This window comes from Halomonas llamarensis, from assembly GCF_023555005.1.
GTDB classification, from domain to species: domain Bacteria; phylum Pseudomonadota; class Gammaproteobacteria; order Pseudomonadales; family Halomonadaceae; genus Vreelandella; species Vreelandella llamarensis.
This window is the reverse complement of record NZ_JAMJPJ010000021.1, coordinates 1-14,670: the sequence shown is the minus strand read 5'-3', so window position 1 is coordinate 14,670 and position 14,670 is coordinate 1. Positions and strand designations below refer to the sequence as shown.

The window sequence follows — 14,670 nt, the reverse complement described above, 5'->3', positions numbered from 1 at the left end:
TTCACAAGCTACCTGAAGATAATTCGCTAACGTTATGACCTGCCAAAAGAAGGTCATCATGGCTGTTTGCCACAATGCCAACCTTTTCCAGGAGGGTGACAGTGGCGCCGGGCTAGTGGTTGTTTAATTCCCCTCGTCCTAGATGCCCTAGCAATTCCAGATCGATATCGTCATAGGCGATAATCTTGCCGCCATAGGAGTTACGGAACGCTTCGGCGGCGGCATGCTCAGCAAAGGACGCCAAGGTGTGCCCCATGCTGCCGCGACGTTCGTGCCCGACCACGTACCAGGCCTCGCTTGCCAAGATGAAGGCGTCATCCTCTGGTGATGTCCAGGACGTCGCGCCAATATCATGGACATAGGCATGAGAAAGGCGGGCCACGTTCTCTGGCTGTTGTAGAAATACGAAAAGCGCCACGGTGGAGCAGAATTTGAGCGGTGCTTGTTGGTTTTGGACGAAGGCTTCGCCTTTGGGTCCGGGGTGCTCGCTGATCAACATGCCGCACACATGACAGCTATCGCCCGATTCGATGGGAACAGGCTCGGCTAAGGTTTCGGGTTTCGGCTCGCTACAGCCGGAAAGCAGCAACAAGGCGAGCAGGGAGATTAGCAATAGCGAAAAATTTCGAGTCATGGCGATATTCCAGGTTGGGTGGGGTTGGGTCGGCTCAGGCCGGTCGATGACGAAAATGCAGGATGGCCAGGCCCAAGGGCACCAGTATCCAGGCTAGAAGAATCGGTATCAGTGCCGCTGGGCGAAAAGCGCCTCCCTGGGCAATAGAGGTAACGCCACTGACGCTGCCAGCTGCTTCGAAACCGACCAGATTGATCAGACGAAAGCACTCGGTGGGGTTGAGCAACAATAGCCAGGGAAGCCAGTCGCCGCCTTGCTTGACGCTAACCAGTAAGGCGAGCAAGCCAAGATCGAACACCAGAACGAAAAGGAACCAGACGACTAGCGCCAAGCCAGCGGCCCGGGCCTTTTCAGTAACCCAGACGCTGATCAGGTAGGCAAAGGCAATAAACACCCAGCCCAGCAAAACGCTGCTGAGAATCAGCAGCCCCATACCGCTGGCTAGCTCGGTTTTGTCGACTCCCTCGGCACCCAGGGCCACCACGACCCCGGCGATACCGAAGCCGAGTATGGTGGCCACGCCTAGAATCAAGCCATGCCCTAGAAACTTGCCCAGCAAGAAGGAGGTGCGGCTCAACGGGTAGGTGAGCAACAGCAATAGGGTGCCGGCCTCCTGCTCGCCGACCACGGCATCATACGCCAGTAAAAGAGCGATCAATGGAATCAGAAAGACCGCCAGGGTCGAAAGGCTGGTTAGGGTGGTGGCAAGCGATGTGAACCCCAGACCGCCGCTGGCGGCGGCACCGAACCAGGCAATACCCACCGCGAGCGCTGCTAGCACCAGCGCAATGGCCAGCACCCAGCGGTTACGCAGGCCGTCGCGAAATTCCTTGGCGGCGATGGTCATAACAGCGTTCATGAGAAAGCTCCTGATTGGTCGGGAGAGCGCTGGGCGGAGAAATGCGTGTAAAGATGCTCAAGGGTCGGCGGCAGTAGCTCGATATCCTCGACCCTGGGGTCGGCGGTGAGGTGGCGTAATGCCGCCAGTTTGGCGTCGACAGGAACCAAGAAGGTAGCCCCATGCGCCTGGTGGGCGGAAACCTGGACACGCGGGTCGTCCCACCCTTGGCGCCAGGCATCCTCTTCCAGGCGGCCTCGAGCGTGGATAGTGAGCGGCAGGTGCGCTTCGGTGCGCAGCTCCGCCATGCTGCCCATGGCCAGCCGACGCCCCCCGCCTAGGATCAGGGCGCGGTCGATATAGGGTTCCACGCCGGGCAACACATGTGAGGACAGCAGTACGGTGCAGCCCCGGTCGCGTAAGTCCCTCACTGTTTCGTAGAAATCACGCGTCGCTGCCGGGTCGAGGCCGGTAGTCGGCTCATCAAGCAGCAATAATTGCGGTTCGCCGAGCAGTGCTTGAGCCAGCCCGAGGCGCTGACGCATGCCTTTGGAGTACGTCTTGACGCGTCGGTCAGCGGCGCTCGATAGTCCTACCCGCTCGAGTAGTTCGTCGACTTGGGCGCGTGCCACGCGCTTGAGCCGGGCGAAATAGGTCAGAACTTCTCGTCCGCTGAGCTGCTCGTAAAAGCTGACATTTTCCGGCAAATAGCCCAGGCGTCGACGCAGCGTCTCGGCATGAGGACCGGCAGGTGCGCCGCCGAGCACCGAGACGTGCCCCTTGTCTGGGGCGATCAAGCCGAGAATCAGGTGCATGGTGGTGGTTTTGCCCGCGCCATTGTGGCCGAGCAAGGCCAATACCTCGCCCGGATTGACCGCAAGATCCAGTGCATCAATACGGGTCAGATTACCGTGATGTTTGGTCACGCGTTGGAAGTCGATCACAGGAATCATGTGTCGGCGTCTCCGAAGTTAGGGGCTGTCATCAAGGGGGCGCTGTCGCGCACGCCTTGGGGGCGAAATACCGGGAATTGCCGTTGTACCCAGCGCAAGGCCAGTACGGCAGGGCTGTCCATCAGCAGCCGGGCAGCGGGATAGCGCCATAGCAGGCGGTCCATGGCATCGTTGGGTTCGAAAGGCGTATCGCCAATGCCGTCCTCGCCAAGGTCCCACCCCAGGTAATTGCTCCAGTAGTTGCCGCGACCGTCCTCCGACCACTCTTGTAGGCGAGTCGCCACGTACATCACTTGTTGTCGGTTGTTGATAAAGGCGTTGCCTGTGACAACGTTGTCTTCCGAACCGGCGGTCAAATGAATGCCGATATCACTGTGGGCGAAACGGTTGCCCTCGAAGCGATTGTATTGGGCGTTGTAGACGAACAACGCTTTGCCTTCGCCGCCACTGACCAGCCCTTGGTCGTTGGAGTTGCGGCGTTGTTGTATGCCTTCGACTTGGTTGTCGCGTAGCAGCGAGTGGGTAATGTTGTTCATCAGAATGCCGTAGTGACGGTCGTCTTCCGAACGGTTACCAACCACCGTCAAGCGTTTCGACTGCATCAAGGCATAGCCGGTGCGGGTGTCGTGGGTCAGGTTGTTTTCCAGGTGGTTGTCATGGGCGTACATGTAGTGAACGCCATAACGGAGATCCTGCATGTGGTTGTCGCGCAGTATGCTGTCGCGGCTGGTATCGATGTAGATACCGTCACGCACTCGACGGATATCATTGCCTTCCACCAGCGCCTCACTGACGTTGAATATATGAATGCCATTGCCTCGGTCTTGAGAACGCAGTGACGCATCGCCTCGAATGACATTATTGATTACCCGGACATTCGCGACGGCATCAAGGCGAATGCCGAAGCCCGGCCCGGAAAGGTGATTGCCCTGAATGAGGCTGCCGGTGGCCTCTTCTTGAACCAGAATACCAGCGTCCATCTGGGTCAGGTCCCGGCCCCATTTTTCAATGGTCAAGCCTTCCAGCACGCTGTTTGGGGCCGAGAGGATGACGGCGTGGCCTTCGCCAAGTCCATCGATCACCGCCTTTCCTTCTGTTGTCACCGTCAGGGGGCGGTCAATCACTATCGAATCGGGATAACGGCCTTCGGGTAAATGGATGTGGTCGCCATCGGCGGCTTGCTCGATCAGCGGCTGGAGTGGCTCGCCGGGAACGGCACGCCACTGCGCCGCCTGGGCGGGCAAACTTATTAAGAAGACCGCCACCACGAGGGTGGTGGCGGTAAGAATGACGCTGCGAAGCATGAAAACTCCTTTGTAGACCGGGGCCTGATGAGCGACCCCGGATATCATCAGGCTTTCTCGACTAGCATACGGCCCGTCATTTCCATGTGCATGGCGTGGCAGAACCAGTTGCAGTAGTACCAGTGCACCCCAGGGTTGTCGGCGGTGAAGGTAACGCTGGAAGTCTGTTGCGGGGAGATTTCCATCTGGACGCCGTGGTTGACCATGCAAAAACCGTGGGTCAAATCTTCGACCTGATCAAGGTTGGTGACTACGACCGTGACTTCATCGCCCTGCTTGACCTTAAATTCGGTTAGGCCGAACTGCGGGGCAATGGAGGTCATGTACACCCGTACTTTGTTACCGTCCCGTATGACCTTGTTGTCGCCTTCCAGGTTAACGCCGTCGGCTTTGGCCATGGCGACCGTTTCGGCAAAGAAGGGGTCATCGCGTGTCCAGACTCGGCTCGGGTTTAGCTGGTCGGCGCGCAGCAGGATGCAGTCGTGGGGCTCGGCGTAGGTGGGGCCGTCGTGCACCAGTTTCATCTCTTCACCTGAGATGTCGATCAACTGATCGTTTTCCGGATGTAACGGTCCCACCGGCAGGAAGCGGTCCTTGGAGAACTTGCTGAGTACCACAAGCCATTTACCGTCGGCGTCCCGAGACTCGGTAAGGCTGGCATGGTTGTGCCCCGGCTGGTAGTGCACGTCGAGCTTCTGACGCAGGTAGTTGACGCCTTCGCCGTTGTAATGGCGAATGGCATCCTCGATGTTCCACTTGGCGACTTGGCTGTCGATGAACAGCGTGGTGTAGGCGTTGCCACGGCCGTCGTAAGTGGTATGAAGCGGCCCCAAGCCAAGCTCCGGTTCACCGACAACGGTGTCGCGCGGCTCGATGTTGCCGTCAAACAGCGCTGGCAACTTATCGATGGCGATGATTGAACAGGTCGGCGATAGTTTGCCGTTGGCGATAAAGTACTTGCCATCCGGCGAGGTATTCACGCCGTGGGGGTTCTTGGGAATGGGAATGTAGCGAGTCAGCTTCGAGCCTTTGCGGCCGTCGAGTACCGGGACGTCTACATCCCCCAGCGTTTTGTAGTTACCGGCCGCGACGGCGGCTTCGATCGCCTCGACATCGAATACCACCACCCAGTCACGCTCGGCGCGCATGGTTTCGGTCAGGGTCATGCCCTTTTCTGAGTTATAGCAGGTGGAGGCGACGAAACGACCGGTGTAGTCGGCATCGGTGTTGTCGAGGTTGCCATCGACGATCACCTGCCAGGCGACGTTCATGCTTTCGGCATCAATACCATTGAACATGGTGAAGTAGTTTTCGGGAGTCTCCAGGTCGCGGCCGTCATTGATCTGGGGGATCGGCAGTTCGGCATTGGCGAAAACGTACTTGGTATAAGGCACCTTCTGCAGACGTAGCCCGTGGATCGCCTGAACATTGGGAATGGTGGTGATCTTGTCCGTCTTCATAACGTCGAGACGGATGCGCGCAACGCGGGTATTGGCCTTGTCGTTGATGAACAGGTACTTACCGTCGTAGCTGCCGTCGGTCATGGAAATATGGGGGTGATGGCAGTCGCCGTTGAGGAAACGGCTCGATTCGCCCAGTACCCGCTTTGACTCGTTGCTAATGCCCCAGCCGGTGGCGCTATCCACGTTGAATACCGGGATGCGCATCAGTTCGCGCATCGAGGGCACACCGAGCACCCGTACCTCGCCCTGGTGTCCGCCGCTCCAGAATCCATAATAGTCATCGAGTTCGCCGGGGGCGACCTCGACCCCATTTTTACCCGCCGCTTGGGCTTGCTGGCTGTTAAGCAGGGCCCCAGCACCGAAACCACTGGCCAAACCCGCGCCGGCGACACCGGTAACGGCACTGTTGCGTAGAAAGTGGCGGCGGCCAATGTCCTTGATGGTTTTTTTGTCGCTCATGATTTACTCCTCTTGATGCGTCGGGATTCGCTGCAGTTTGCGGTTTCCGGCGTTGCCAGGGTCGAACGTCTCGCTACCATCTGGGTTGCCAGCCAGGCGTGACGCCTTTTCATAACGCTTGCGGCGTTTGATCATTGGCGGACAGCGTTGGTCGTCGTGATAGGTCACTTGGCAGTCGAGACAGTAATGGCACTCGTTGGCATTGATGCGGCCGTCCGGGTGGATGGCGGCCACTTCGCACTCATTGGCACAGATCTGGCACGGGGTGCCGCAGCTACCGCGGTGGCGCTTGAGCCAGTCGAACAAGCGCAGGCGGGAGGGGATCGCCAACCCGGCACCTAGTGGGCATAGGTAGCGGCAATAGAACTTGTGGTTGAAGGCAGAGATGGCAATCAGCGCCAGGGCATAGAGCAAGAAGGCCCAGTCGCGCTGGAAGCGCAGTGTGATTGCGGTTTTAAACGGCTCCACCTCGGCGTAGTGTTCGGCGGTGCTGAGCGAATGCAGCGAGACAGCGAATAGCGCCAGCAGGATGATGTACTTGATCGCCCATAGCCGTTCGTGTAGCCCGAAGGGCACCTCGATCTGTTTGACCTTCAGTTTGCGCGCGAGCTGGTTAACCAAGTCCTGCAAGGCGCCGAATGGGCACAGCCAGCCACAGAATACCCCGCGCCCCCACAGCAGCAGGCTCACCGCCACGAATGACCAGAGGATGAATAGCATCGGGTCGATCAGAAAAGAGGACCAGCTGAAGCCACTGATCAGCGAATTGGTGAAGGTAAGGATATTGACCACCGACAACTGGGCCAGTGAGTACCAGCCGATGAAGACCAAGGTGTAGATCTTGAAACCTTGGCGCAGCGGGTTCAGAACTCGGGGGTGGCGGGCTAGCACTTCCTGGAACAGCATGATGCCGGTAAGTATCAATAATCCGGCGCCAAGCACACTAATAATGCACCGAGTAACTGCCCGACGTCAGTATATCGAATGCAGAGATTCGCATCGGGCCAGCCAGCTACGGCTGATTTATTTCCAACCGATGTACCTTGGTTGGCAGTTATTGGATTAAGTAGTACTTTATATCCATGTTATGTTTTGCGCAATATTGCGTCGTCTGTGTCGTCAAGAATGTCGCCACGAATATTGTCATCAATACGCGCGTTGCCATTGCTTGGCCTTGTGAATAACCGTCAGCTAGCAAATAGTCAGGCGGCCAACACCGATCAAGCCCATGGAACGGAGTTATCTGCGATACCATATGGCATTGCGTAATTTCAGCCCCACTTCATTTACATGCCCCCATCCTAGAGGCTGGTGATAATCATGAAAGACGATGTGCTCTTCGACCGCCCCCTGGTGGAAAAATACGACCGACCGGGACCGCGCTATACTTCTTATCCCACGGCACCCCAGTTTCACGCGGCTTTCGCTGAAGACGACTACCGTGCCGCTGCCGAGCGGAGTAATCGGGTGGCCTCGCCCAAGCCGTTGTCGGCGTATATTCACATCCCGTTTTGCCAGAGCCTTTGCTACTACTGTGCCTGCAACAAGATCATTACGCATAACACCGAGCGCGCCGCTGAATATCTGGATTGGTTGAAGCACGAAATAACTATCCAGGGAAAACTGTTCGACAATTCACGCCGCATGACCCAGCTGCACCTGGGTGGCGGGACACCCACCTACCTTAGCAATGCGCAATTAGCCGATTTGATGGCGGCGTTGGATGCAGCCTTTCATTTCGCCTCGCCCGAGGCACGCGAGTTTTCGCTGGAGGTGGACCCGCGCACCGTGACGCCCGAACAGATTCATGAGCTGTATGCGCTGGGTTTCAACCGCTTGAGTTTTGGCGTTCAGGACTTCGACCTCGATGTTCAGGAGGCGGTCAACCGCGTGCAGAGCGAAGCCCAGGTGGTGGAACTGGTTGAGGCCGCCCGCGATGCCGGTTTTCAATCGATCAGTGTCGACTTGATCTATGGGCTACCGCTGCAGACGGTGGCGAGCTTTGACACCACGCTTGCCAAGATCATCGCCCTGCGGCCAGACCGTATCGCCACCTACAGCTATGCCCACTTGCCGGAGCTGTTCAAGGCGCAGCGGCTCATCCGCCCTGAAGACATGCCGCCGCCGGAGCGTAAGCTGGAGCTGCTGGAATTGACCATTCAGCGGCTCACCGATGCTGGTTATGTCTACATCGGCATGGACCACTTCGCACTACCCGAAGACGAGCTCAGTCTGGCGCGCGAGAATCGTACCCTGCAGCGCAATTTCCAGGGGTATTCCACGCATGCCGACTGCGACCTCATTGGCTTGGGTATTACCGCCATCGGCAAGGTAGGTGATACCTACAGCCAGAACGTCAAGGAGACTGCTCAGTATCAACATCGTCTGGAAAGCGGACGCTTGCCGGTGATGCGGGGATATCGCCTCAACGATGACGATCGCCTGCGTCGCGACGTGATCAACGCGCTGATGTGCCATGGTCGGGTTGAGTTTGGCGATATTGAGGTGCGTCACGGGGTGGTGTTTCGCGAAATCTTCGCGGATGCTTTGGCACATCTGGAAGAAATGCAACGCGATGAACTGCTGGCCATCCATGCCGACGCCATCGAAGTGCTGCCTGCCGGACGCCTGATGATGCGTAACGTGGCAATGGCCTTCGATGCCTATCTCAAGCCTCAGGAAGGGCGGTTTTCACGCACGTTATGAAGCCAGCACTTAGCGACCAATCGACAGGCTTTCAGAGATGGCGAACGAGGTCCGAAGTGCTGTGACAAACATCCATGCGCAATAGCGGTGTTTCGCGCTCATGGATTGATGCATGTCAGTGCGAAGTGTTGCGTTGGCGCCTAGGATGAGCCGCTTGGAGTTTTCCATTGATGTGTTTGCCCCGGAGTATTTGTCATGTCATTGCTGCCTTTTTCTATACCTGCGGCGTCTTCCTCACTGCCGCTTCCTCCGACACCTAGTCGTTTGATTGGCCTTCTCGATTCTCGGGCTCCCTTCGCTATTAAGCAGCGTCTAGTCGAACCTTTGCTCAACCGTACCTTTGCGGCACCTCTTGAGGAGGGCGAATTCGATGTGCTGGAGGGGCGTCGTATCACCCTGGCAATCGACGATGTAGGGGTGTCGCTAAGTCTAACGCTCAAGGCTCAACGCCTGGTGCTGTGTCGCGAGGTTGGTGAGGCGGCCATCCGGGGAGGCTGGCGAGAGTTCTTGTGCCTTGCCACTCGGCGTGAAGACCCTGACAGCCTGTTTTTTCAGCGTCGCTTGCTGATTGAGGGAGACACCGAGCTGGGGTTGATGCTCAAGAATTTACTGGATGGCTGCGAGGAAGGCCTCGCTCAAGGGCGCCTGGGCGAGGTGTTAATGGGGCTGGAGCGTCTGGCGCGCAGAGATTGAGGCGATCGTAAAGGTCCTCTCTTGGAAATGGGATATTTCACTGTCTCAGCTCGATACGTTCGAAATACGGGGTGAGACGTTTGACTAGGGCCGCTAGCATCGAAATGGGAGGAGCGTTGGGAATCGCTTGGCAATAAGTCGGGGAAATACACTGGTCGGTGCGAGCCACTTGAAGTGCATAGCGGCGTACACCGCAGTCGGCCAGTGTCAGCGCCAAGCGTTCCACCTCGGCAAGCGTGAAATCCTTCCAGTGCACCGTGGTGCGACATTCGAAGTCGATATCGCTGTCGAGTAGGGCTGCCAAACTGTGGCTATGACGTTGCCAGATGCCTGGGCGTCCACATATCCGGTCAAAATCCTGTCCGCGCCCCTTCACATCAAGGCCAACCCAGTCTAGCTGTGGCAATAGCCGAGCCAAGTGTTCCGGGTAGGGGCCGGCGGTGTGCAGGCCGACCTTGAAGCCCATCGCTTTTACCTCGTGAATTGCATCGACCAGACTGTTATGCAGTGTCGGTTCTCCTCCACTAAACACGACGGCTTCGATTAGGCCGCGGCGGCTAGCCAAAAATTGCTTCACGTCCTGCCATTCCTGTGGTTTGCCGCGCCTGGGCTTTATCATCTGTGGATTATGACAGTAGCCACAACGTAGCGGGCATCCTTGCAGAAATACCACACAAGCCAAGTGGTTGGGGTAGTCCAATGTGGTTATGGGCGTCAGACCGGCGATAGGCAGGCGAATCGTGCCGGGTAAGGTGCTGGAATCGGAGAGCGTTGCAATAATGGACATGACAATAACCCATGTCGGGTGCCTGCATCAGGCACCCGACTCTTGAGTGAATAACGGAACGTGACGTTAGATGTCAACGGTGTCTTCATTGAAATGTCGACGTTCCCGATGTTCGCCACGTTTGCCGATATTGAATTGGCTCACCGGTCGGTGATAGCCCATGACGCGCGTCCAGACTTTGCAGCGTTGACGTTGTTCGGTAGGTAGGGTGTCGTAATGTGCTTGGTGCATAAGATGCTCCTTGCTAACGATGGGTTGAAGGGACGTTGCTTTATTGCACGCCGTTAAGGCGCACTCTTTGACGGTACTTGCTCTTGGTCGTTACGCATTTTTGCCAACAGGGTTTCGTCGCATGTTGGGCAAAACTCATGCTCACCGGCCAAGTAGCCATGTACCGGACAAATCGAGAAGGTGGGTGTCACGGTGATATAAGGTAGACGAAAGCGAGAGAGCGCCGTTTTTACCAGCTTGCGGCAGGCAAGGGCTGAGCTAAGCCGCTCGCGCATGTAAAGATGCAGTACGGTGCCTCCCGTGTAGCGAGTCTGTAATGGGTCCTGGTGGATCAATGCTTCAAAAGGATCATCGGTATGCCCGACCGGCAGTTGGCTGGAATTGGTGTAGTAGGGGGCTTCGGGTGTGCCAGCCTGGATAATATCGGGATAGCGAGCTAAATCCTCACGGGCAAAACGGTGCGTGGTACCTTCTGCGGGTGTGGCCTCCAGGTTATACATATGCCCGGTCTGCTCCTGAAATTCACGCATCCTTTCACGCACATGGTCGAGCGTCTCTAGTGCCAGTTGCAGCCCTTCCGGATCGGTGATGTCGTGGCGGTCATCGCTGAAGTTGCGCACCATTTCATTGAGCCCGTTAACTCCCAGTGTCGAGAAGTGGTTACGCAGGGTCCCAAGGTAGCGTTGGGTAAAAGGGTAGAGGCCTTGGTCCATCCATTGCTGGAGGCATTCGCGCTTGAGTTCCAGGCTATCGCGACCCAAGGAGAGCAACCGGTCCAGCTCGTTGATCAGTCCGGCGTGATCACCGGCGAAGTGATAGCCCAGTCGCGCGCAATTGATGGTCACCACCCCCAATGAACCGGTTTGCTCGGCACTGCCGAATAGACCATTGCCACGCTTGAGCAGCTCGCTTAAGTCGAGCTGCAGTCGACAGCACATGGAACGTACCATGTGAGGTTCCAGGTCTGAGTTGAGAAAGTTCTGGAAATAGGGCAGCCCGTATTTGGCGGTCAACGCAAAGAGGCGCTCGGCGCTGTCGCTTTCCCAGTCAAAGTCATGCGTGATGTTGTAGGTAGGGATCGGGAAGGTGAATACCCGCCCTTGGCGGTCACCGGCTTCCATGATTTCCAGGTAGGCACGGTTTATCAGGTCCATCTCTTCCTGGAGCTCCCCGTAGCTGAATGGCTGCGCTTCACCACCGATGACGGGAATCTGCTGGCGCAAGTCATCGGGGCAGACCCAGTCGAAGGTCAGATTGGTGAAAGGGGTCTGGCTACCCCAGCGCGAAGGAACGTTGAGGTTGTAGATGAACTCCTGAATTGCCTGTTTGATGTGTTCGTATGCCAACCTATCCTTGCGCACGTAAGGCGCTAGATACGTATCGAAGGAGCTAAAGGCTTGCGCACCCGCCCACTCATTCTGCAATGTGCCGAGAAAATTAACCATCTGGCTCAGGGCGCTCGAAAGATGCCGTGGCGGATGGCTTTCGGCACGTCCCGGCACACCGTTGAATCCCTCGTGAAGCAAATTACGCAGCGACCAACCGGCGCAATAGCCACACAGCATATCCAGGTCGTGAATGTGCAGGTCTCCTTCCCGGTGCGCTTCTCCCACCGCCGCCGGGTAGATCTCATCGAGCCAATAGTTGGCGATCAGCTTGCCGGAAACATTGAGAATTAGTCCGCCCAGGGAATATCCCTGATTGGCATTTGCCTGAACGCGCCAGTCGGCACGTTGAAGATACTCGTTGACCGTTGAAGCGACATCGATGTGGCGCTTGTCAGTTTGAATATTGGGGGGTATTATCACCACAATATACTATATATGCTAATTTATTTCTAATAAAACACTATATGTTGATTTATAGGGTGAGCCTTCAGGTCAGCGCGAGAAATGACCGAGGTCAGGAAAATGGCAAAGAGAGTGGATGTGCTTGATCAACTTATCATTGCTGGACCGTGGTAAGTCTGCGATGTAATCCTGATATTACGGTGCTTTATCAGCGGATGATGGCTAGCGGCAAGAGCAACATGGCGGCCTTGGGCGCAGCGATGCGAAAGCTGATCTATATCACTTGCGGGGTGCGCAAGACGCAAACCGAATATCACCCGCAAATCACTCGTTGAATAGTTTGTGGTCGGTTAGGAGAGATGATGTCTAGTTATCTGTGCTGTTGTGTGACAAAATAGAATATAAATAATATTTTATATTCTATTTTAATATATTGGTACAAGAGAGGCTTTTATGTTGGGCAAACGGTTTATCGCTCTGTTTTTCGCAAGCACATTCACCTTAGGCGGCATGGCCCAAGCACAAGATGAAAACGTGCTGCGCGTAGGTATGTCGGGTGGCTACTTTCCCTTTACCTTTGTTGAGCAAGACGTTCTTCAAGGTTTCGAAGTCGATGTTATGGAAGCCGTAGGCAACGAGTTGGATGTCGATGTCGAGTTTATTACCGCTAACTTCTCCGGGTTGTTTGGTATGCTCGAATCCGGCCGCATCGATACTATCGCCAATCAGATCACCATTACCGAAGAGCGCCAAGAAAAATATGCCTTCACTGAACCCTATGTTTACGATGGCGCCCAAGTGGTCGTAAAAGCAGGTAATGAAGAGATAAAGAGCGTTGAAGATCTGCGTGGAAAGCGCGTAGCAGTCAACTTAGGCTCCAACTACGAAGAGCTGCTGCATGAGTTGCCTTACAAAGATGAGATTGATATACGCACTTATGAAAGTAATATTGAACAAGACACCGCTTTAGGCCGTGTGGATGCGTTCGTGATGGATCGAGTAAGTGCTAGCCAAGTCATTCAAGATAAACCCTTACCCTTGCAGCTGGCTGGGCCGCCATTCTCAGATATTCGTAATGCTTTGCCTTTCCGCGATACCGAGAGTGGTCGGGCCTTGCGTGACCAGGTGGGTAATGCGCTAATAACACTGCGGAAAAAAGGGGTGCTTAACAAGATTTCAGAGCGTTGGTTCGGTTCTGACATTACCCGCCGTTAAAGCAGTAAGCTAGCCGTATGAATATTCTTAACATCGATTATATGGTGGGTCTTGTGCCCATCCTTCTTCGCTATTTACCCCTTACGTTGGCTATGGCGTTTGCTGGCATGGTATTGGCGCTTGCCTTGGCTAGTGCACTTGCTGTTATTCGAGTGCTGCGGATACCGGGGTTAAACGGCGCGACACTGCTCTTTATTTCTTTTTTTCGCGGAACGCCGCTTCTCGTACAGCTTTTCTTGTTTTATTACGGGCTACCACAAGTACTGGCTTTTCTCACACAAATTAACGGCGTTACTGCGACTATCATGGGGTTGACGTTGCACTTTGCTGCTTACATGGCTGAATCCATACGTGCCGCCATAATCGGCGTGGACCGAAGCCAAACCGAAGCAGCACTTTCCATCGGGATGACAAACGGGCAATTGATGCGCCGTATTGTGCTGCCTCAAGCGACACGAGTAGCAGTGCCCACGCTGATGAACTACTTCATCGACATGATCAAAGCAACATCGCTAGCATTCACGTTAGGTGTCACCGAGCTCATGGGAGCCACCCAGAAAGAAGCGGCAGGTAGCTTCTTGTATTTTGAAGCATTTGTCACTGTTGCCTTGATCTACTGGATGATTGTAGAGGGGCTAGCATGGCTACAACGCCGATTGGAAACCCGATTGAATGAGGCATACAGGCGATGATCAACGTTCGTCACCTGATCAAACGGTTTGATGGTAACGCTGTGCTTGATGGTATTGACCTATCGATTGAGCAGGGTGAAATTATCGTTGTCATTGGGCCATCAGGTACCGGTAAGTCGACCCTGCTGCGCTGCTTGAATTTTCTCGAAAAGCCGGATGAAGGTCACATTACAATCGGTGACTTAAGTGTCGACGCCGCTCATGCTCGTCGTGATGAGATTCTTGCATTGCGGCGGCGGACTGCATTTGTTTTCCAGAATTACGCATTGTTCGCTAACAAAACAGCGCTTGAAAACATTGCAGAAGGCCTAATCGTGGTCAACCGTTGGCCAAAGAAAATAGCACATTCTCGTGCCCATGAGATTCTTACAAGCATCGGCCTCGCTGATAAGGCCGATGCTTACCCTGCTTCGCTTTCTGGCGGACAACAGCAGCGTGTGGGTATTGGCCGTGCGATGGCCGCTCAGGCCGATGTTATCCTCTTTGATGAGCCAACCTCCTCGCTTGATCCTGAATGGGTCGAAGAAGTGCTTGCTTTGATGAAGCAGTTGGCTACCGAACGTCAAACCATGCTGGTAGTCACGCATGAGATGAGCTTTGCACAGGACGTAGCTGACCGAGTGATTTTTATGGAAGGTGGGCGTATTGTTGAACAAGGCCCGCCATCGCAGCTTTTCCAAGCACCTGAAGATCCTCGGACACGCGATTTTTTACGCAAAGTGCTTGTTAATCAGCCTATAAATCCACTGGGTTAGTTTTTGCTGTCAAGATCTTGGATCAATGGTTCGGACAGTTTCATGACGCGATAGCACCGTAGTGGCACATCTCGTCAAAGTCGGGTCGGGATTTTATGCAATTGAAGTCCAGACCCAAGTAGAAAGAAAAGCGCTCCAGCAGATGCGCGT

At 55.4% G+C, this 14,670-nt stretch carries 14 protein-coding genes; 5 read left to right on the top strand and 9 right to left on the bottom strand.

The annotated features are described in order from the left end of the window. Positions 1 to 112 precede the first annotated feature (112 nt). Genes M8006_RS12250 through M8006_RS12225 form a run of 6 tightly spaced genes read right to left on the bottom strand, consistent with a single transcriptional unit; the run spans position 113 to position 6,593 of the window. Positions 113 to 634 carry a nitrous oxide reductase accessory protein NosL gene (locus M8006_RS12250; protein WP_250082586.1) on the bottom strand — a complete coding sequence of 174 codons (522 nt, stop codon included), beginning with the start codon at positions 632 to 634 and terminating at the stop codon, positions 113 to 115. 34 nt (positions 635 to 668) lie between these two features. Continuing rightward, a complete protein-coding gene (locus M8006_RS12245) occupies positions 669 to 1,493 on the bottom strand; it encodes an ABC transporter permease (RefSeq protein ID WP_250082584.1) in 825 nt (274 codons plus the stop codon). Beyond that, positions 1,490 to 2,425 (bottom strand): ABC transporter ATP-binding protein, encoded by a 936-nt coding sequence (locus M8006_RS12240; protein ID WP_250082583.1) that lies wholly within the window; start codon positions 2,423 to 2,425, stop codon positions 1,490 to 1,492. Before M8006_RS12240 ends, M8006_RS12245 begins: the two co-directional genes overlap by 4 nt. Then, complete coding sequence (locus tag M8006_RS12235) at positions 2,422 to 3,729, bottom strand: nitrous oxide reductase family maturation protein NosD (protein ID WP_250082581.1); 1,308 nt, start codon at positions 3,727 to 3,729, stop codon at positions 2,422 to 2,424. Before M8006_RS12235 ends, M8006_RS12240 begins: the two co-directional genes overlap by 4 nt. Positions 3,730 to 3,776: 47 nt before the next feature. Beyond that, complete coding sequence (gene nosZ, locus M8006_RS12230; protein ID WP_250082579.1) at positions 3,777 to 5,651, bottom strand: TAT-dependent nitrous-oxide reductase; 1,875 nt, start codon at positions 5,649 to 5,651, stop codon at positions 3,777 to 3,779. Positions 5,652 to 5,654: 3 nt separating this feature from the next. After that, a complete protein-coding gene (locus M8006_RS12225; RefSeq protein ID WP_347709763.1) occupies positions 5,655 to 6,593 on the bottom strand; it encodes a 4Fe-4S binding protein in 939 nt (312 codons plus the stop codon). 378 nt (positions 6,594 to 6,971) lie between these two features. On the opposite strand from M8006_RS12225, the gene hemN reads away from it, so the two are divergent. Together hemN and ubiT are read left to right on the top strand one after the other, a co-directional pair. After that, complete coding sequence (gene hemN / locus M8006_RS12220) at positions 6,972 to 8,357, top strand: oxygen-independent coproporphyrinogen III oxidase (RefSeq protein WP_250082577.1); 1,386 nt, start codon at positions 6,972 to 6,974, stop codon at positions 8,355 to 8,357. 195 nt (positions 8,358 to 8,552) lie between these two features. Next, complete coding sequence (ubiT, locus tag M8006_RS12215; RefSeq protein ID WP_250082575.1) at positions 8,553 to 9,050, top strand: ubiquinone anaerobic biosynthesis accessory factor UbiT; 498 nt, start codon at positions 8,553 to 8,555, stop codon at positions 9,048 to 9,050. A gap of 37 nt (positions 9,051 to 9,087) precedes the next feature. Here the strand turns inward: ubiT and M8006_RS12210 are convergent, their stop codons facing one another. The 3 genes from M8006_RS12210 to M8006_RS12200 form a co-directional block, all read right to left on the bottom strand. Beyond that, positions 9,088 to 9,837, bottom strand: coding sequence for an anaerobic ribonucleoside-triphosphate reductase activating protein (locus M8006_RS12210; RefSeq protein WP_250082573.1), 750 nt, complete (start codon positions 9,835 to 9,837; stop codon positions 9,088 to 9,090). A gap of 66 nt (positions 9,838 to 9,903) precedes the next feature. Then, the gene (gene nrdD / locus M8006_RS12205; protein WP_250082571.1) at positions 9,904 to 10,068 is read right to left on the bottom strand and encodes an anaerobic ribonucleoside-triphosphate reductase; all 165 of its coding nucleotides are present in this window, start codon (positions 10,066 to 10,068) and stop codon (positions 9,904 to 9,906) included. 53 nt (positions 10,069 to 10,121) lie between these two features. Continuing rightward, the gene (locus M8006_RS12200; protein ID WP_250082569.1) at positions 10,122 to 11,876 is read right to left on the bottom strand and encodes a ribonucleoside triphosphate reductase; all 1,755 of its coding nucleotides are present in this window, start codon (positions 11,874 to 11,876) and stop codon (positions 10,122 to 10,124) included. Between the two features lie 492 nt (positions 11,877 to 12,368). Between M8006_RS12200 and M8006_RS12195 the strand changes: the two genes are divergently transcribed. The 3 genes from M8006_RS12195 to M8006_RS12185 are packed head-to-tail and all read left to right on the top strand — an operon-like array spanning position 12,369 to position 14,520. Beyond that, positions 12,369 to 13,073: an amino acid ABC transporter substrate-binding protein gene (locus M8006_RS12195; RefSeq protein WP_250082654.1), complete on the top strand. Its 705-nt coding sequence runs from the start codon at positions 12,369 to 12,371 to the stop codon at positions 13,071 to 13,073. A 17-nt stretch (positions 13,074 to 13,090) separates the two neighbouring features. Continuing rightward, positions 13,091 to 13,765, top strand: coding sequence for an amino acid ABC transporter permease (locus M8006_RS12190; RefSeq protein ID WP_250082567.1), 675 nt, complete (start codon positions 13,091 to 13,093; stop codon positions 13,763 to 13,765). Then, complete coding sequence (locus tag M8006_RS12185) at positions 13,762 to 14,520, top strand: amino acid ABC transporter ATP-binding protein (protein ID WP_250082566.1); 759 nt, start codon at positions 13,762 to 13,764, stop codon at positions 14,518 to 14,520. The genes M8006_RS12190 and M8006_RS12185 overlap by 4 nt, the downstream gene beginning before the upstream one ends. Positions 14,521 to 14,670 lie beyond the last annotated feature (150 nt).